Source organism: Micromonospora sp. NPDC005553 (assembly GCF_042871765.1).
Taxonomy (GTDB): domain Bacteria; phylum Actinomycetota; class Actinomycetes; order Mycobacteriales; family Micromonosporaceae; genus Micromonospora.
In genome coordinates this window covers 384,031-402,911 of record NZ_JBIAJD010000005.1, presented here as the reverse complement: position 1 = coordinate 402,911, position 18,881 = coordinate 384,031, and the positions used below count along the sequence as shown (strand labels likewise).

Here is an 18,881-nt window from a genome sequence, read left to right as displayed (position 1 = left end):
TGCGCGGTGGGTGCCGGGCGCACCCACCGCGCACGACTCAACCCGGGCGATGTCAACCCGAGGTGCAGGAGCGGATCTGTGGGCGGGCGCTGCTGTTGCCGTTGGTCATCGTGGTGAAGCCGAAGGTGTTGCCACTGCCGTTGGACCGCATGGTCATGACCGTCCCGCTGCTGTCCCAGGTGGCCGTGCCGTTCCAGACGGTGGAGATCCGCTGCGGCGAGGTGATGGCCACGACCACGGTCCACGTGCTGGCGCCGCTGACCGTCACCGACGTGTTGTACCTGTCGCCCCAGACGTTGGGGGTCGTGGCGGTCGCTGTGCAGGTGCCGCCGGAGGGCGGCGGGGTGGTCGGCGGCGGGGTGGTCGGCGGGGTCGTGCCGTCGGGCGCGACCGCGCGGCCGGTGGACGGCGAGATCATGCCGGGGCACAGGTTGCGGCTGGTCAGGTTGGCCATGATCTGGGGGATGGCGTCGCGGGTGTTCTGGATCCCGTCGTGCATCAGGATGACCTGACCGGCCTGGAGTCGACTCGCGTTGGACACGATCTGGCTGACGCTGGCGCCGTTCCAGTCCTGCGAGTCCACGTCCCAGATCACCTGGCGCATGCCCAGTGACGACGCCACCGACTGCAGGGTGGAGTTGGTCTCGCCGTACGGCGGCCGGAACAGCACCGGCCGACTGCCGGTCGCCGACTGGATCGCCGAGCTGGTCTGGGACAGGTCCGACTGCATCTGGGACTGGCTCATCGACGTCATGTGGGCGTGGTTCCAGCTGTGGTTGGCGACCCACATGCCGGCGGCCACCTGTGCCTGTGCGGCCGACCTGTTGTTCTGGACGTTCTGCCCGACGTTGAACATCGTGGCCCGTACGCCGTTGTTGCGCAGCACGTTGAGCAGCGCGCTGGTGCTGCCGGTCGGGCCGTCGTCGAAGGTGAGGCCGACGTAGCCGTTGCAGGTGGCGGCGCTCGACGGGGTCGAGGTGGCGGCGAGGACGACGCCGCACATGGCGACCGCGGTGGCGAGGACGGCGAGCGCCGCGCGCAACCGCCTCGACCACAGGGCCGTGCGGGGGAGGAGTCTGCTCATCTGGTGCCCCTTCTCGCAGACCCGGACGGCGGACGGCGCAGTCCGGACAGGTGTGGTGGTGGGTGGATCGCAGCCTGCTGTCGTATCGACCTCAGTGGATCGGAGTATTACAGCGAGAATTCGAACACGTCAACAAGTTCCGGAATCAATCCGGAACAGGCCAGGGCGGCTCGCGGGGCATGCACCTGGCGTGGCCAGTGGTGACTGCGCTGAGGTTGATCTGCTGGGGAGTCGATCGACGTCAACCGCAGCAGTGGAGAGATGCATGATCCGGAAATTCATCGGAAGTATCGGCGGCCGGCCACGGAGTTGCCGTCGTCCGAGGGCGATGAATTAGTAAAGACTGTGAACAGATGATGTTAGAGTCACTTGCGTCGATATCCGGCTCGGATCTCGGCCACTGGGGCCCGAGGAAGGAGCAACCACATGACAAGACTCCGCGCGCTGGTCGCGCTGGCGGCGCTGATCGTCGCCGGCGGACTGGTCGCGATCATCCCGGCCACCGCCGCGTCAGCGGCGGCCTGCTCAGCGTCGTGGCAGGCCTCGGCCGTCTACTGGGGAGACGCGCAGGTCTCCCACAACGGCCGCAACTACCGGGCGAAGTGGTGGACCCAGAACGAGGCCCCGCCGGGCACGACCGGCGTCTGGGAGGACCTCGGCGCGTGCGGAGGCGGCACCACGCCACCCACCGGGGGGACCTGCGCCTACCCGAACTGGGCCGCCGGGACGTGGTACGCCACCGGGGCGATAGTGCGGTACACCAACGGCCTCTACTACATCGCCGAGCACGACAATCCCGGGTACGACCCCGTTGTCAGCACCTGGTACTGGGAGCCGTACACCTGTGGTGGTCAACCACCGACCACCCCGCCGCCCACCAATCCGGGGGGCTTCGTGGTCACCGAGGCCCAGTTCAACCAGATGTTCCCGGGTCGCAACTCCTTCTACACCTACTCCGGTCTCATCGCCGCGCTCAGCGCCTACCCGGCGTTCGCGAAGAGCGGCAGTGCCACCGTCCAGCGGCAGGAGGCAGCGGCCTTCCTGGCGAACGTCTACCACGAGACCGGCGGGCTCGTGCACATCGTCGAGCAGAACACCGCCAACTACCCGCACTACTGCGACCCCGGCCAGCCCTACGGGTGTCCCGCCGGGCAGGCCGCCTACTACGGGCGGGGGCCGATCCAGCTGAGTTGGAACTTCAACTACAACGCCGCCGGCAACGCGCTCAACCTGCCGCTGCTGACCAACCCGTGGCTGGTGCAGACCGACGCCGCGGTGGCCTGGAAGACCGGTATCTGGTACTGGATGACCCAGAACGGGCCGGGCACCATGACCGCCCACAATGCGATGGTCAACGGCGCCGGGTTCGGTCAGACCATCCGCAGCATCAACGGCTCGATCGAGTGCAACGGCGGAAACCCCGCCCAGGTGCAGAGCCGCGTCACCAGGTACCAGCAGTTCGTCGGCATCCTCGGCGTGTCCGCCGGAGCCAACCTCTACTGCTGATCCGTGCCCGGGCCTCGGCGTACGTCATCCGACGGCGTCGAGGCCCGGCACGTCGGCGGCCGGCCCGGTGCGGGCGGCTGCCGTTTCGGCGCGGCCAACCCGTTGACACGGCCGTGTTGCGCCCGGAACTATCAGCGGCAGCCCACAGGCCCGACTCCCGTTGCTCACGCACTCTCATGACAACGATGTCAGGGCTCGGCCCACCACCCGCTCCACACTGCCCAGACGTTCGACGAACTCGACCCGGTTCGAGTCGAAAGGCTCCGTCCCTCATGTCGCACACCCCCCTTGCGCGTCCACTCTCGCGCCGCCTGATCGCGGCGACGACAACAGCCCTGCTACCCCTGGGTCTGCTCGTCGCCACGCCCCCGGCGAACGCCGCTCCCACTCCCGCCACCCCCGGCAACTTCACCTCCTCGTTCGAGTCCGCCGACCCGCAGCCCGCCACCAGCACCGTCGAGGTCGGCCCCAACGGAAGGCCCGTGCAGGCCAACCTCAGCGGCAAGGTCGCCACCCTGCCGGGCAGCCTGCTCGGCCAGGTCAGCGCCGTGACCGCGAGCGACGAGAACAAGCCGCGCGAGGTCGCCGCGAACCTCGCCGACGACGACCCGTCGACGAAGTGGCTCGTGTTCGCGTCCAGCGGCTGGGTGACCTACCAGCTCGCCAAGCCGGCGACAGTGCGGCGTTACTCGCTGACCGCTGCCAACGACGCGCCGACCCGCGACCCGAAGGACTTCGTCGTCCAGGGGTCGAACGACGGCAGCACCTGGACCGACCTGGACAAGCGCGCCGGCGAGAAGTTCAGCGGACGCTTCGCCACCAACACGTACAGCTTCACCAACCCGGACGCCTACGGCTTCTACCGGCTCAACGTCACCGCGAACTCCGGTGACTCGCTCGTGCAGCTCGCCGACTGGAACATCAGCGACGGCTCGGACGTCCGCCCGCCGGCCACCCCCATGGTCAGTGAGGCGACCGCCGGCCCGAACGGCGGCTACACCACGAAGCCGGACGTCGGGTTCACCGGACTGGCCGCGCTGCGCTACTCCGGCGGCGCCGAGGGCAACGGCCGGTCGTACGCGACCAACATGCTCTTCGACGTCAGCATCCCGGTCGGGCCGAAGACCCGACTGTCGTACAAGATCTTCCCCGAGTTCACCGGCGGGGACGGCCGGTACCCGTCCACCTACACCGCCGTCGACCTGCACTTCACCGACGGCAGTTACCTGAGTGGCCGCTCTGCCGCAGACCAGCACGGCTACCCGCTCACGGGCGCTGGCCAGGGCGCCTCGAAGGTGCTCTTCGCCGACCAGTGGAACCTGGTGCAGGCCGACCTGAGCACCGTCGCACGCGGCAAGACGATCGACCGCATCCTGCTCGCGTACGACAACCCGCAGGCCACCGGCGAGACCCGGTTCCAGGGTTGGCTCGACGACATCGAGCTGACGGCCACGCCGGCGTCGATCGACGGCTCGAAGCTCACCAACTACGTCGACACCCGACGGGGCACCAACTCGACGGGTGGTTTCTCGCGCGGCAACAACCTGCCGATCACCGCCGTACCGAACGGGTTCAACTTCTTCACCCCGGTGACCGACGCGACCTCCGACTCGTGGGAGTACGAGTACCACCGGAAGAACAACGAGGCCAACCTGCCCATGCTCCAGGGCCTCGCGATCTCCCACGAGCCCAGCCCCTGGATGGGTGACCGCAACCAGATGTCGGTCATGCCGGTCGTCGGTGGCGGGTCGCTCACCGGTCAGCCGGCCAGTCGTGCGCTCGCCTTCACCCACGACGACGAGACGGCACAGCCGGACCTTTACCGGGTCACGCTCCAGAACGGCCTGATCGCGGAGATGTCGCCCACCGACCACGCCGGGATCATGCGGTTCACCTTCCCCACCGGGCAGCCGACCGGAAGCCTCGTCTTCCACAACGGCACGTTCACCATCGGCGCGGACGGCACGTTCACCGGTTGGGTCGACAACGGCAGCGGCCTGTCGGCCGGTCGGAGCCGGATGTTCGTCTCCGGCACCTTCGACCGGGCGCCGACGGCGTCCGCCGCGACCTCGGCCACCTTCGACATCTCCGGGTCGCGGGAGGTGACGATGCGCCTCGCCACGTCGTTCCTCTCCGTCGACCAGGCCCGCCGCAACCTCGACCTTGAGGTCACCGGCAAGAGCTTCGACCAGATCCACGCCGCCGCGACGGCCACCTGGAAGGACCGGCTCGGCCGGGTCGAGGTGCGGGGCGCCACAGAGGCGCAGCTCGTCACCATGTACTCGAACCTGTACCGGCTGAACCTCTACCCGAACTCCCAGTCGGAGAACACCGGCACCGCCGCCGCGCCGCGCTGGCAGTACGCGAGCCCGGTCTCGGCGCCGACCGGCGCGTCGACCCCCACCCGGACGGGCGCGAAGATCGTCGACGGGCAGATCTACGTCAACAACGGCTTCTGGGACACCTACCGCACCGTGTGGCCCGCCTACGCGCTGCTGTACCCGGACGTCGCCGCCAGGATCTCCGACGGGTTCGTCCAGCACTACCGCGACGGCGGCTGGATCGCCCGCTGGTCGTCCCCCGGCTACGCCGACCTGATGACCGGCACCAGCGCGAACGTGGCACTGGCTCAGGCGTACCTCACCGGGGTCAAGCTGCCCGACCCGCTCGCCGCGTACGACGCGGCCGTCAAGGACGCGACCGTCGCGTCCGGGCGCAGCGCGGTCGGACGCAAGGGCATCGAGAGCTCCCTGTTCCTCGGCTACACGCCGACGTCCACCGGGGAGTCGGTGTCCTGGGCGCTGGAGGGCTACATCAACGACTTCGGCATCGGCAACATGGGCGCGGCGCTCGCCAAGGACCCGGCCACGCCGAAGTCGGAACGTGCCCGGCTCAAGGAGGAGTCGCGGTACTTCCTGGAGCGGGCCCGCAACTACGTCCACCTCTTCGACCCGAAGACGAAGCTCTTCCAGGGCCGCGACGCCGCCGGCAACTTCCTCGCCGGTGACCCGCTGGACTGGGGTGGCGTCTACACCGAGACCAACGGGTGGAACTTCGCGTTCACCGCCCAGCAGGACGGCCAGGGCCTGATCAACCTGTACGGCGGGCAGAAGGCGCTGCGGGACAAGCTCGACGCGTTCTTCGCGACTCCGGAGAACGCCGACCGCCCCGGTGGGTACGGCGGCGTCATCCACGAGATGCTCGAAGCGCGCGCGGTGCGGATGGGTCAGCTCGGCATGAGCAACCAGCCGTCGCACCACATCCCGTACATGTACAACGTCGCCGGCGCACCCGCCAGGACCCAGGAGACGGTGCGGGAGATCCTGCGGCGACTCTACGTCGGCAGTGAGATCGGCCAGGGCTACCTGGGCGACGAGGACAACGGCGAGATGTCGTCGTGGTACATCCTCAGCTCGCTGGGCATCTACCCGTTGCAGGCCGGGTCGTCCGAGTGGGCGATCGGCTCGCCGCAGTTCACCAGGATGACCGTGCGCCGCAGCAGCGGCGACATCGTCGTGAACGCGCCGAACAACAGCGCGGCGAACGTCTACGTGCAGGGCGTCTCGGTCAACGGCAGGAAGCAGCGCGGCCTGTCGGTGGATGTCGCGACGCTCGCCAAGGGCGGCACCATCGACTTCCAGATGGGATCCAAGCCGTCGTCGTGGGGCAGTGGCAAGAACGACGCCCCGCCGTCGCTCACCAAGGGTGACGAGGCGCCCAAGCCGTTGCAGGACGTCACCGGCCCCGGTCTCGGCACCGCGACCGCGACCGGCGGTCAGGACGCGTCGAAGCTGTTTGACGACTCGTCGACCACGCAGCTGACCTTCGCCTCGGCGACCCCGCAGATCACCTGGGCCTTCCGTGGTGGCAAGCAGAAGCCGAAGTACTACACGGTCACGTCCGGGGCCGCTGCCGGCGACCCGGCGGACTGGCGTCTGCAGGGCTCCAACGACGGCCTCACCTGGACCACAGTGGACTCCCGCAACGGTCAGGTGTTCCCGTGGCGCAACCAGACCCGCCCGTACTCGATCGACAAGCCGGGACGGTTCGCGCAGTTCCGCCTCGCCGTCACGAAGACCGTCGGTGCCGCGCAGACCACCCTCGCCGAGGTTGAGCTGCTCGCCGGCGGTGACCTCGACCTCGGGGGCGGCGACATCACCGTCACCGCGGCGGACGGCGTTCACGCGACCACCGGCGTACCCGTCTCGGTCCCGCTGGCCACCGTCACCGGCGGCGACGCCGGCGGCTACCAGGCCACCATCGACTGGGGTGACGGCACGCCGGCCACCGAGGGCACCGTGACGTTGAACTCGCGGGCCGTCTACCGCATCGGTGGGTCGCACACCTACACCACGCCCGGCTACCACCAGGCGAACGTGACGGTGACCGACGGCGAGACTCAGAGCTCCACGACGGTCGGCGTCGAGGTGGCGTACGCCCCGGCCTCCGGTCTCACCGCCGCCTTCGACAGCGTCTGCGTCGGCGACGAAGGGGCACTGGCCGCGGACTGTGACGCCAAGTCCTGGGCCTACTCCCGGGCCGCCCTGGCGGCGGGTGGTGCCACCCAGGGCCAGCCGCAGCAGGTTCCCGGAACCGCGCTGCGGTTCACCCTGCCGGTGATCCCGGCCGGGCAGCCGGACAACGCCACCGGCAACGGGGCGAGCGTCGTCCTCGACCTTCCGGAGGACGCGAAGAGCATCTCGTTCATCGGCGCCGGAACGCAGGGCAACCAGAGCACCACCGGCACGGCGACGTTCAGCGACGGCAGCACGGCCAGCATTCCGATCCAGTTGAGCGACTGGACGCTGGGCGGCAACGCCAACGGCACCCCGTCCTACGGCAACATCATCGTCACCCGGACGGCGTACCGGTTGCAGGGCACGAACCGCGACGGCGCCCAGCCGTTCCTCTTCGCCACCGCGCCGTACCAGATTCCGGCGGGCAGGACGCTGGTGTCGGTGACCCTGCCGACGCAGACCGGTGACCCTCGCTCGGCGGGTCGGATCCACGTGTTCGCCGTGGCCAACGACGGCACGCCCGCCCCGGCGCTGACGACCGCCGCCCCGAAGAGCCAGACGGCCACCGCCGGCCAGGCCCTCGCGGCGAACCTCGGTGCGGTGACCGGCGGCGTTCCCGGTACGACGGGATACCGCGCCCGCGTCCAGTGGGGTGACGGCACGGTTCCGGACGATGTGACGATCGGCGCGTCGGGTGCGATGAGCGGCCAGCACACCTACGCACGGGAGGGCACCTACACGGTGCGCGTCACCGCGTGGGACACGCTGTCGAGCAGCACCGGATCCTTCACCGTGACCGTGGCTCGGGGCGGATCGCAGCCGGCGATCACGCTGTCCGCGTCCGGCGCCGTCACCACCGGCGGCGCGATCACCGTCACCGGCAGCGGTTTCGCCGCCGGTGAGCAGGTGACCGTCAACGTCGGCACCGACCCGGGCCGGACGTTGAAGGTCGCGGCCTCCGCGACGGGAACGGTCCGCGCCTCGGTGCCGACCTCCGGTGACGCGCAACCCGGCCGGTACGCCGTCACCGCGACGGGCGCGTCCTCGCGTACGCCGGCCACGGCCACCGTCCAGGTGACCGGGGAGCCGCAGGCGCGGACCTACCAGCCGCGGGTTTCGCTGTTGACCACTTCGGGCCCGCGCGGCACGTCGATCATGGTCGACGGTTCCGGGTACGCGCCGAACGAGGTGGTCACGATCGCCTTCGGGACCGGACTGGCGGTCAGCACAGTGCGCGCGAACGGTGACGGCGTCATCTCCGGCGCGACGGTCAGCGTTCCTGGCGCGGCGAAGGCGGGCGCGACCAGCGTCACGCTGAACGGCGCCACGTCGGCCACCACGGTGTCCCGACCGTTCACCGTCACCGGCTAGCACCGAGCCGGGGACAACGCAGCGTGGGGCGGGCCGTGATCACGGCCCGCCCCACGCGCCTGTCGCGCAACACACTGTTAGCGTCGTCTGCCATGGACGATCACGCGCTGCTCGCCTCGGGCCGCGACGCCGACGTCTACGTGCTCGACGAGTCGCGGGTGCTGCGCCGCTACCGCCAGGGCGGGGACAGCGAGCCTGAGGCGGCGTTGATGGCGTACGTCGCTGCCGCCGGCTACCCGGTGCCCGTGGTGTACGACGCCCAGGGGCCCGACCTGGTGCTCGAACGACTCGACGGCGAGACTCTCCTGGCGTCGATGCTCGCCGGGCGCACCGGCATCGGCGCGGCCGCCGACCTACTGGTGGGCCTGCATGACCGCCTCCACAGCCTGCCGGCCCGCTTCAGTGCCGATCCGGCGGACCGCGTCCTGCACCTCGACCTGCATCCACAGAACGTCATGGTGACCTCGCGCGGGCCGGTGCTCATCGATTGGCGTAACGCGACCGAGGGCCCAGCCGACCTGGACGTGGCCATGACCGCTCTCATTCTCGCCGAGGTGGCGGTCAGCCCGGACCCGCAGCTCGCCGATCTTGCCCGGGACGGCCTCGACGCCTTTCAGCAACGCGCCGAAGCACCCCGGGTCAGCCAACTACGACATGCCGTGGGTCTGCGCCGGGTCGACCCCGCGCTCTCCGCGGTCGAGAAGTCCGCCCTGGGCCGCGCCGCCGCCCTGGTCCATACCCGCGTCGGCTGATCGTCCGTGCGCTGGCAGGTGCGCTGGCAGCCCGAACGGCGCGCGCCGGGTCCCGTGATCGGCCTCTCGGCCAGCGCTCAGTGCGGTGGCAGCAGCGCGTCGACCAGGTCGCGCAGCGGCCCGACCAGGTCATGCTCGGTGGCTGAACTCAGCGGTTCCAGCCGGATCGACGACCGCAGCACCGCGACTCCGATGCCGGCGGCGAGGGCCATCTGGGCGTGGAGCAGGAGCTGTTGGCTGTCCGGATCGCCGGGACGCCACCCGCGAGCCGCTGCCAGTTGTTCGCTGGAACGGACCAGCACGCCACGCCGGATCTCGTCGGCCTCCGCGTCCCCGGACGACCGCAACAGCAGTGCGAGCTGGCTCGACAGGCCCGCCGCGCCGAGGCCAGCGATGTGCCGGGCGATGGCTTCGGGCACCCGGTCGGCGGGCGTCTGACCGTAGGTTCGGCCCAGTTCGTCGCCAGCGGCACGCAGGCACGCCTCGAACAGGCCTCCTTTGGAAGTGAAGTAGCGGCTGATGAGCGCTACGTTGACGCCCGCGTCGTCGGCGATGTCCCGGACGGTGGTGGCCGCGTAGCCGTCCCGGGCGAAGCGTTGGCGGGCGGCGTCGAGCAGCAACTGCCGGGTCTCGGCCGCGTCCCGACGGCGACGCTGGGCCGGTTCGCCGGCGGTGTTGCTGGTCGCGGGGACAGGCGGTTCTGCTGTCACGACGCGTCCTTCCTGTCGCTCTGGCGCGGAGTCGGTGTGTTGCCGTCCGCCAATCCGCTGCTCGATTCGGGCCGGTAAGTAAACATATGTTGACTTTCTGTCGACTGCAAGGTCCGGTACGACCCGAAGGTGACGTAAACGACTGTTGACATGAGTCCCGGGCTGCGGATACTGGCTAAGTCAGCAAACGTTTACATCTAGTTCGGGGATCTCATGACCCACACCATCGAGGAGTCGACGAACCTCGACTCCGCGTCCGGCGCCGCCCCGCGCGCCAACAGCAGCCTCCTGGTGCTGTACCTGTCGCTGGGCGGCCTGGCGTTCGCGGTGCTCCAGTCGCTGGTCGCGCCCGCGCTGTCGACCATCGGAAGGGACCTGGGCGTCTCGACCGGAGACATCAGCTGGGTGCTCACTGCGTACCTGTTGGCCGCCTCGGTGTTGACGCCCATCCTCGGACGTCTCGGTGACATGGTCGGCAAGCGCCGGGTCCTCATCGGCGTCCTCGCGGCCCTCGCCGCGGGCACACTGCTCGCCGCTCTGGCCCCCAACCTGACCGTGCTGATCGTCGCGCGGGCGCTACAGGGAGCCGCCGGAGCGATCCTGCCGCTCTCGATCGGCATCGTCCGCGACCAACTGCCCCGGGAGAAGGTCGGCGTCACCGTCGGCCTGCTGTCGGCGATCTTCGGGGTCGGCGCCGGTGTCGGCATCGTGGCCGCGGGCCCGATCGTGGAGCACCTGTCGTGGCACTGGCTGTTCTGGCTGCCACTGGTCCTCGTCGTCGTCGCGCTGCTCGGAACCATCTTCGGGATGCCCGAGTCGCGGGTCCGCACGCCCGGACGGCTCGACATGCTCGGCGCGGCCATCCTCTCGGTGTCGCTGGTCTCGTTGCTGCTGGCCGTGAGCAAGGGGCAGGGCTGGGGCTGGACCGAGTCGAAGACCATCGGCCTGTTCCTGCTCGGCGTGGTCGCGATGGTGGTGTTCGTCCGGGTCGAGCTGCGGGTACGCGAGCCCCTCATCGACATGCGCCTGATGCGCATCCGCGGTGTCTGGGCCACCGACCTCGTCGCCCTGATCCTCGGTTTCGCGATGTTCGGGACGTTCGTGCTGGTACCGACCCTGCTGCAACTCCCCGCGGCCACCGGGTACGGGTTCGGCAAGACGGTGTCCCAGGCGGGCCTCTTCCTGCTGCCCACCGTCCTGATGATGGTGGTCTTCGGCCCCCTCGCGGGTCTGCTGGACCGTCGCTTCGGCCCCAAGGTGCCGATGTTCCTCGGCACGGTCGCGGTCGTCGTCGCGTTCGCGCTGCCGGCGCTCGGGCACGGCGCGACCTGGCAGGTGCTGCTCTCCGGGGTGCTCACCGGCGCCGGCATCGGCCTGGCGTTCGCGGCGATGTCCAACGCCATCATCGAGAGCGTCCCGGCCGGGCAGACCGGCGAGGCGAGCGGCGTCAACACCATCGCCCGCACCATCGGCAGCAGCATCGGCGCGGCGGTCGTGGCGGCCGTCATCACCTCGAACAGCACTCCACAGGGGCTGCCCACCGACACGGCGTTCACCGCCGGCTTCTGGGTGTGCGCGGGCGTCGCGGTCCTGGCCGTCTTCGCGGCACTCGCCCTGCCCTCAGCGCGCCGCCGCCACGAGCAGGCCGTCGCCGCCGGTGTCGACGACCTCCCGCCCGAGCCGGTCGAGCTGCACCTGCCCATTCGGCAGCACTGAGCAAGCGGCGCACAGGCGCAGGCCGTGCCCACCAGGAGTGGGCACGGCCTACGCCGTTCGGTGTGACCTCGACCTGCTCGCTATCCGCCCAGTCGAAGGTGCCAGCGCGCACCCTGGCTGGTGAGCCGGACGACAGCCAACGGCTCGACGTCCACCTGCCGGTACGTCGCCATCGGAAGGCCGAGGGCGTGCACCACCGCGACCCGGATCACCAGTGGGTGGGTGACCGCGATGACTCGTCCACCGGCCCGGTGCTGCGCGTCCAGCCAGCTGCCGACCCGATCCCGCACCGCCGTGACGGACTCACCGCCGTGCGGCGCGCAGTCCGGGGCGGACAACCAGTCGTGCAGTGCCTGCGGCTGCGATTCAGCGACCTCCTCAAGCGACCGCCCGGACCAGTCCCCGTAGTCACAGTCGGCCAACGCGGTCTCGACCGTCGGCAGCAGGCCGAAGGCGTTGGCGGTCTGTCGGGCGGCCACCGCGGGGCTGGACAGGCAGGTGGCGTTCTCCCCGAGGGGCCAACGCCGGTCCGCACCCGCGTGGGCCTGGGCGAGCGCGGCACGCAGGCCACCCTCGTCCAGGCCGTCGCCGGCACCGCCGAAGCGGGCCCGGCGCAGCGCGGCGGTGTGAGCGTGGGCGACCAGCCGAAGGCTGGTGCCGGTCACGTGCTCGGCAGCGCGGTGCCGGCCCGGCGACGCCGCTCGTGGTGCATCAGGGCCGCGAACAGCAGGCCGATGCCGGTCCAGAGCACGACCTGGGTGCCGAGCGAGGCCAACCGGAAACTCCACAACAGGGTCGCCGGGAAGTCCGCCGGAACCTCCTGGAAGGACGGCATCACCACGTACGACACTGCCGTGACCAGGAGAAAGCCGCCCACGGCCGCGGCGGCGCGAAGCCACGTCGGCGCGTGGGCACCGACCGACCGGTAGCCCAGCGAGCCGGCCCACACGGCCACCAGCCCGAGCACCACCATCAACAGGTAGGTGACGGTCCGTTGGTTGATGGTGGCCGGGTCGCCGACCGCCGGTGGGTTCGCCGGGTACTTGAGGAACGGCACGATCACCGCACCGACCAGCGCCGCGCCGGCCAGCAGCAGACCCCACCGCCCGTCGTCGTCGCCGCGCCGCCGCCGGGCCAGCAGGACGTACGCCGTGGCCAGCAGGCCACCCATCGCGGCCCCGAACAGGGCGGTGGCCAGGAAGAGGCCGCCCCGCTGACCCGTCCGGCTGACCAGGGCGTCCTCGTGATCGTGCGCACCAACGGCAGGCTCGGCGTGCGTCGCCGCCTCCTCGATGGCGATGGCCGCCTCGACGTGCGGTTCGCCGGCGACGTACGCGAACGCCCCGGCGAGCAGGCCGGCGAGCAGGCCGGCCAGCAGCCCGCGGACGAGGACGGCGAGGAACGGGGGAGTGCTGGTGGTGGTCAGTGGCACGGGACGCCCAGCAGGTGCCGGCCGTCGTGCATCAGCTCGTGCAGGTACATCCCACTGCGCGACACCGCCCCCTGGTCGAAGGCGACGAGATACGTCAGCAGGGCGAGCGCGGCAACGGTCGCCAGAGCAGTCCACAAGAGACGGGCACTGCCAGCGGGGTGCACCACCGGCTGGCTGGTAGCGGAGCTAGACATGAATACACGAACCTCCCCAGGGATGACGCGTCCCCATCGCAAGGCTGCGGACGACCGAGCGTCCTGGCTCGCGGACCCCGATGGTGATTGGGGAACCGCTCACAGTGGCGCGACCGCGCCGGATTCACACCGGCTTCCCTCGCGTCGCCGCAGATAGTGCGTCGACGGTATCGGTGCCGCCTCAGGCGGTCAACCCGGACCCGTGCCCCGGACGCGTCAGTGCACCGGCGCGTCGACGAGGCGGACCAGCCGCAGGTGCCGGGTGGATTCGTCAGACCAAAAGGCGACACTGCCGGAGGCCGGTCGTGGTGCGCGTTCGGGACTCGACAACAGGCTGTTACCGCTAACATGGTCAATCTGCCAGATCGGCTCCGTGGCTCCGGGTTGACCCGGAGGGTTCGATCAGCGGCGGGGCGGGGTGTGCTGTGGACGAGAACGCGCCAGGGACGGGTCCGGTGACGACCGGCGAGGTCGCGCGACGAGCGGGCATCGTCGACGCGCACCATCACCTCTGGGTCCGGGCGCGGCACCCACAGCCCTGGATCGATCCGCACACCATGGCCGCGATCGACGACGACTTCACACCGGTCGAGCTCGCCCCGGCGACCCGGGCCGCCGGGGTCACCCAGACCGTGGTCGTCCAGTCCGTCGCCGTTCGGTCGGAGACGCCCGAGTTGCTCGGCATCGCGGCCGACGACCCGCTCGTCGCCGGGGTCGTCGGCTGGGTCGACCTCACCGCGGCCGATGTCGACCGTCGCCTCGCCCGACTACGCGGGGCGCGCGGCGGCGAACGGCTGGTCGGGATCCGGCACCTGGTCCAGTCCGAACCCGACCCGACCTATCTCGATCGCCCCGAGGTGCGGCGCGGCATCGCCGCGGTCGGTGCCGCGGGTCTCGCCTTCGACCTCCTGGTGCGCCACCGTCAGCTGCCGGCGGCCGTCCGGCTCGTCCGCGACCTGCCCCAGGTGCGGTTCGTCCTGGACCACCTCGGCAAGCCCCCGCTCGGACGCGCCGATCTCGGCGACTGGCAGCGCGACCTGCGGGCGCTCGCGGCCGAGTCCAACACCACGGCGAAGCTCTCCGGCCTGGTGACCGAAGTGGACGGTGGGTCCTGGACCGCGGCCGACCTGCGGCCCGCGGTCGAGCACGCCCTCGACGTGTTCGGGCCGGATCGGCTGATGTTCGGCTCGGACTGGCCGGTGTGCCTGCTCGCCACTTCGTACACCCGCTGGGTCGCCGTCCTCGGTGACCTGCTGGACCCGCTGTCCGACGACGAGCGGGCCGCGATCTGGCGCCGGACCGCCGGCCGTGTCTACCAGTTGGCCCCGTCCTGAGACTGCAGCGCCTTTCGGCCTGGGGACATAGCATGTTATCGATAACATGCTGGCGGTGGCAGTCGGTGTCGATTTGGTCGGACGTATGGCTTCGATGGCACAGGTAACGATGGCAAAACATGCCCGCAAGACCTTGGCAACATACGTGAATGCGTGGCAAGGTAACGCCTGATCGCGGGAAACATCCGACCTATCTCCAAGGTTGTGCGGGCACCTCGCCGCACCGCCGGCCGAGCGGGGTCGGTCGCTCACAGACGTTCGGCTCGTCGGCGGGTCCCCGTCGGACGCCGGCGCCACGCTTGAGGAGGTCAGGTCCGACGATGAGTAGCGCCGAGGCAACCGCCGGCACACAGCGCGGCGAACTCAGCGACTGGTTCCGGGAACGGATCTCCCACGCCGTCTCCGAGTTCACCGCCGCGACCGCGTTGGTCGTCCTGTTCATCGCCTTGACCTTCGCGAGTCCCTACTTCCTGACTGCGGACAACCTCTTCAACATCGGGGCCCAGACGGCGGTGATCGCCATCATCGCCACCGCCCAGACGATGGTCATCATCACGAAGGGCATCGACCTGTCCGTGGGGTCGGTCGCCGCGCTCGCCGGCGTGTTGGGCGCGATGGTCGTGCGCGACCTCGGCTTCTCGCTCTGGGCGGCGACGGCGGTCGCGATCGGCGTGGGCGCGCTGGCCGGGCTGTTGAACGGGCTGCTGGTGACGGTGGCCCGGATTCCGCCGTTCATCGCGACGTTGGGGACCATGTCCGTGGGCCGAGGCCTGGTCTTCATCATCACCGGCGCGGTCGGCGTCTACGGTCTTCCCCGGTCCTTCCAACTGCTCGGCAACGGGCAGATCCTCGGCATTCCGTTCGCCGTGGTGATCACCGTCCTGGTCGCCGTCGGGGTCGCCTTCCTGCTCTCCCAGACCCGCTTCGGTCAGTACACCTACGCCATGGGCTCCAATTTGGAGGCGGCCCGCCGCTCCGGTATCCGGGTCGGGCGGCACCTGACCGGGGTGTACGTGCTGGCCGGCGTGCTGGTCGGGCTGGGCGGCATGATCGCCGCCTCCCGGGTCAACTCCGGCCAGCCCAACTACGGGATCTCACTGGAACTCGACGTCATCGCCGCCGCCGTCATCGGCGGAGCCAGCCTGTTCGGCGGGCAGGGCCGGATCGTCGGGACCATCATCGGCGCGTTCCTCATCGCCCTGGTCCGCAACGGCGCCGTCCTGCTCGACATCAGCATCCACTACCAGCAGGTGATCGTCGGCGTGATCATCTGGGCCGCCGTCTACTTCGACCAGTACCGCCGCCGGCGGCTGGAATCACGGGGTTGACATGCCATTCCGAGAGTCCGAACGAGGAAGGACACACACCATGGCACACACCACCACCAGCCGGCGGACGCGAGGACGACTCCTGCGCGTGCAGGCGATCCTGGCCGCGGCCGCGGCGACCGCCCTGATCAGCGCCTGCGGCGGCGTCGAGGTCCGTGACGGCGGCGGCGACAGCGCGACCAAGGACGCGAGCGGCCCGTTGAAGCTCGCCGTCGTACCCAAGGCGGTCGGCGCCGACTACTGGAACACCGTCAAGGCGGGCGCCGAGTGCGCCGCGCAGCGCGCGGGGGACGTCACCGTCCAGTGGGACGGGGTGACCGCCGAGACCGACGTCGAGGGCCAGGTCAACCTGATCCAGAACTTCGTCACCAAGAAGGTCGACGGCATCGTCTACGCAGCGACCGACTCCAGCGCGCTGGCACCGGCGACCGACAAGGCGCTCAGCGCCAACATCCCGGTCGCCATGATCGACTCTGGCACCAGCCCGCAGCCGTCGAACGTGCCCCTCTTCGCCACCGACAACCGTGCGTCGGCGACCGAGGCGGCCAAGCTGCTCGCCACCGAACTCGGCCCCGGCAACCACGAGGTGGCGCTCGTCGAGTTCCAGCCCGGATCGCAGACCAACACCGAGCGGGTCGACGGCTTCAAGGCCGGCCTCGCCCAGTACCCCAACCTGAAGCTGGTCGGCCAACAGCCGAGCAAGAGCGACGTCAACGAGGCCCGACGGGTCACCGAGAACATCCTCACCGCCAACCCCAACCTGAAGGGTGTCTTCGCGGCCAACGAGCCGAGCGTGCTCGGTGCCGCGCAGGCCATCCAGGCCGCCGGCAAGTCCGGCAAGGTGGTCATCATCGGGTGGGACGCCGCCCCGGACGAGATCGCCGGGGTACGCAACGGCCAGATCTCGGCGCTGGTCGTGCAGAACCCGTTCAAGATGGGCTACTTCGGCGTCGACAAGATGGTCAAGCACCTTCGGGACAAGGCGCCGCTGGCGTCGGCCGACACCGGCGTCACCTTCGTCACCAAGGAGAACATCGACTCGGCGGAGATCAAGGCGGTGCTCGAGCCCAGCTGCGCCAACCCGCCGGTGCAGTGATGGGTGTGAACCCCACGGCCACCACGACCAGCGACCAGCAACCCACCGACGCGGAGCCGCCGGTCCTCGAAGCCCGCGGCATCGTCAAGCGGTTCGGGCACGTCGAGGCGTTGCGCGGCGCCGACTTCACGGTCCGCCGCGGTGAGGTCGTCGCGCTGATCGGCGACAACGGCGCCGGCAAGAGCACCCTGATCAAGACCCTGTCCGGTGTGCACCCGCCGGACGAGGGCGAGATCCGGGTCGGCGGCCGTCCGGTCCAGTTCTCCACCCCCGTCGACGCCCGGCGGGCAGGGGTGGAGACCGTCTACCAGGACCTCGCCGTCGCCGACGACCTCAGCGTCGCCGCCAACCTGTATCTCGGCCGGGAGATCCTTCGCTCTGGACCACTCGGCCGGCTCGGGCTGCTGGACAAGCGCGCCATGCGCCACGGCGCCGCCGCCGCCCTGGACGAACTGGGCGTACGGATCCCCCGGGTCACCACCCCCATCGCGATGCTGTCCGGTGGGCAGCGGCAGTGCGTGGCGGTGGCCCGGGCCATCATCTGGGCGACCAACGTGGTCATCCTCGACGAGCCCACCGCGGCCCTGGGTGTGGTCCAGACCGGGCGGGTGCTCGACGTCGTCCGGCGGGCCCGCGACGCCGGCATGTCGGTGGTGCTGGTGAGCCACAACATGCCGCAGGTCCTCGAGATCGCCGACCGCGTCGAGGTGCTGCGCCTCGGCCGGCGCGCGGCCCAGCTCCGCGCCGACGAGGCCACCACCGACGATCTGGTCGCCGCGATGACCGGCAGCACCAGCGTGGGTCGGGACGAGCGGTGAGGGCCGCCGTCCAGGGAGGCGCCCGCGGTCCCGCGGGTCCGACGAGCCGCGGCGGCGCTGCACCGCCGCTGCGGCTGAGCCCACTGGGCTTCGGCGCCTCCCAGGGCGGCAATCTCTACCGGGCGACGTCCGACGAGCAGTTCGCCGCCGCCGTGGACACCGCGTGGGCAGGCGGCATCCGATACTTCGACACCGCACCGCACTACGGGCTGGGCCTGTCCGAACGACGCCTGGGCGCGGCCCTGCGCTCCCGCCCCCGCGGCGAGTACGTGGTGTCGACGAAGGTCGGCCGGCTGCTCGTGCCGTCACCGGAGACGGCGCACCAGCGGGATCCGGAGGGGTTCGACGTTCCCGCCGATCACCGCCGGGTCTGGGACTTCAGCCGCGACGGCGTCCGCCGTTCGCTGGAGGCGAGCCTTCGGCGCACCGGCCTGGACCGGATCGACGTGGTGTATCTGCATGACCCCGACGAGCACTGGCAGCAGGCCGCCAACGAGGCGATCCCGGCCCTGGTGGAGCTGCGGGAGCAGGGCGTGATCGGTGCCGTCGGGGCGGGAATGAACCAGTCGGCGATGCTGGCCCGCTTCGTGGCGGAGACCGACGTGGACGTGGTGATGTGCGCCGGCCGGTACACCCTGTTGGAACAGGGCGCGCTGACCGACCTGCTGCCCGTCGCGCAGGCCCGCCACGTCGGTGTGGTGGTCGCCGGTGTCTACAACTCCGGGCTGCTGGCCCGGGACATGCCGCCGACCGACGCCGTCTACGACTACCAGCAGGCGCAGGCAGAGGTGATCGACCACGCCCGCCGGATAGCGCGGGTCTGTCAGACGTACGGCGTCACCTTGCCCCAGGCGGCGTTGGCGTTCGTCCGTCGTCACCCGGCAGTGGTCTCGACCGTTGTCGGCATGCGGGACGACGTCCAGGTGACCGAGACCCTCCGTCGGTCCGGTGTCGACGTCCCGGATCAACTCTGGACGGCGTTGTACGACGAGGGGCTGCTCGACGTACAGCCGTGAGGGTCGG

The 18,881-nt window shown here is 70.4% G+C and carries 14 protein-coding genes and 1 riboswitch; of the genes, 9 read left to right on the top strand and 5 right to left on the bottom strand.

Annotation, left to right across the window (positions count from 1 at the left end):
- Positions 1 to 52 precede the first annotated feature (52 nt).
- Positions 53 to 1,084 (bottom strand): polysaccharide deacetylase family protein, encoded by a 1,032-nt coding sequence (locus ACFYPG_RS22720; RefSeq protein ID WP_355010097.1) that lies wholly within the window; start codon positions 1,082 to 1,084, stop codon positions 53 to 55.
- A 426-nt stretch (positions 1,085 to 1,510) separates the two neighbouring features.
- Here ACFYPG_RS22720 and ACFYPG_RS22715 point away from each other — a divergent pair, with 426 nt between their 5' ends.
- The 3 genes from ACFYPG_RS22715 (at position 1,511) to ACFYPG_RS22705 (ending at position 9,230) form a co-directional block, all read left to right on the top strand.
- Positions 1,511 to 2,590 carry a glycoside hydrolase family 19 protein gene (locus tag ACFYPG_RS22715; RefSeq protein WP_387353778.1) on the top strand — a complete coding sequence of 360 codons (1,080 nt, stop codon included), beginning with the start codon at positions 1,511 to 1,513 and terminating at the stop codon, positions 2,588 to 2,590.
- Between the two features lie 272 nt (positions 2,591 to 2,862).
- Positions 2,863 to 8,478 (top strand): GH92 family glycosyl hydrolase, encoded by a 5,616-nt coding sequence (locus tag ACFYPG_RS22710; RefSeq protein WP_387353777.1) that lies wholly within the window; start codon positions 2,863 to 2,865, stop codon positions 8,476 to 8,478.
- Between the two features lie 92 nt (positions 8,479 to 8,570).
- Entirely contained in the window at positions 8,571 to 9,230 is a 660-nt protein-coding gene (locus ACFYPG_RS22705) for a phosphotransferase (RefSeq protein ID WP_355010100.1), read from the top strand.
- A gap of 77 nt (positions 9,231 to 9,307) precedes the next feature.
- On the opposite strand, the gene ACFYPG_RS22700 is transcribed toward ACFYPG_RS22705, so the two are convergent.
- A complete protein-coding gene (locus ACFYPG_RS22700; RefSeq protein ID WP_387353776.1) occupies positions 9,308 to 9,940 on the bottom strand; it encodes a TetR family transcriptional regulator in 633 nt (210 codons plus the stop codon).
- Positions 9,941 to 10,153: 213 nt separating this feature from the next.
- Between ACFYPG_RS22700 and ACFYPG_RS22695 the strand changes: the two genes are divergently transcribed.
- Positions 10,154 to 11,656, top strand: coding sequence for an MFS transporter (locus tag ACFYPG_RS22695; RefSeq protein WP_387353775.1), 1,503 nt, complete (start codon positions 10,154 to 10,156; stop codon positions 11,654 to 11,656).
- Between the two features lie 80 nt (positions 11,657 to 11,736).
- Here the strand turns inward: ACFYPG_RS22695 and ACFYPG_RS22690 are convergent, their stop codons facing one another.
- Genes ACFYPG_RS22690 through ACFYPG_RS22680 form a run of 3 tightly spaced genes read right to left on the bottom strand, consistent with a single transcriptional unit; the run spans position 11,737 to position 13,282 of the window.
- Positions 11,737 to 12,321, bottom strand: a complete 585-nt coding sequence (locus ACFYPG_RS22690) for a histidine phosphatase family protein (protein WP_387353774.1) — start codon at positions 12,319 to 12,321, stop codon at positions 11,737 to 11,739.
- Positions 12,318 to 13,088 carry a CbtA family protein gene (locus ACFYPG_RS22685; protein WP_387353773.1) on the bottom strand — a complete coding sequence of 257 codons (771 nt, stop codon included), beginning with the start codon at positions 13,086 to 13,088 and terminating at the stop codon, positions 12,318 to 12,320. Before ACFYPG_RS22685 ends, ACFYPG_RS22690 begins: the two co-directional genes overlap by 4 nt.
- Entirely contained in the window at positions 13,079 to 13,282 is a 204-nt protein-coding gene (locus ACFYPG_RS22680) for a CbtB-domain containing protein (protein WP_355010105.1), read from the bottom strand. Before ACFYPG_RS22680 ends, ACFYPG_RS22685 begins: the two co-directional genes overlap by 10 nt.
- A gap of 34 nt (positions 13,283 to 13,316) precedes the next feature.
- Positions 13,317 to 13,472: riboswitch (cobalamin riboswitch) on the bottom strand.
- Between the two features lie 265 nt (positions 13,473 to 13,737).
- Between ACFYPG_RS22680 and ACFYPG_RS22675 the strand changes: the two genes are divergently transcribed.
- The 5 genes from ACFYPG_RS22675 to ACFYPG_RS22655 all read left to right on the top strand — a co-directional run bounded on the left by ACFYPG_RS22675 (position 13,738) and on the right by ACFYPG_RS22655 (position 18,874).
- Positions 13,738 to 14,616 carry an amidohydrolase family protein gene (locus tag ACFYPG_RS22675; RefSeq protein ID WP_387353772.1) on the top strand — a complete coding sequence of 293 codons (879 nt, stop codon included), beginning with the start codon at positions 13,738 to 13,740 and terminating at the stop codon, positions 14,614 to 14,616.
- A gap of 320 nt (positions 14,617 to 14,936) precedes the next feature.
- A complete protein-coding gene (locus ACFYPG_RS22670; RefSeq protein WP_091406814.1) occupies positions 14,937 to 15,944 on the top strand; it encodes an ABC transporter permease in 1,008 nt (335 codons plus the stop codon).
- A 40-nt stretch (positions 15,945 to 15,984) separates the two neighbouring features.
- Positions 15,985 to 17,040, top strand: a complete 1,056-nt coding sequence (locus ACFYPG_RS22665; RefSeq protein ID WP_387353771.1) for an ABC transporter substrate-binding protein — start codon at positions 15,985 to 15,987, stop codon at positions 17,038 to 17,040.
- Positions 17,040 to 17,858: an ATP-binding cassette domain-containing protein gene (locus ACFYPG_RS22660; RefSeq protein ID WP_387353770.1), complete on the top strand. Its 819-nt coding sequence runs from the start codon at positions 17,040 to 17,042 to the stop codon at positions 17,856 to 17,858. Before ACFYPG_RS22665 ends, ACFYPG_RS22660 begins: the two co-directional genes overlap by 1 nt.
- Complete coding sequence (locus ACFYPG_RS22655; RefSeq protein ID WP_387353769.1) at positions 17,855 to 18,874, top strand: aldo/keto reductase; 1,020 nt, start codon at positions 17,855 to 17,857, stop codon at positions 18,872 to 18,874. Before ACFYPG_RS22660 ends, ACFYPG_RS22655 begins: the two co-directional genes overlap by 4 nt.
- The last annotated feature ends 7 nt before the right edge of the window (positions 18,875 to 18,881 follow it).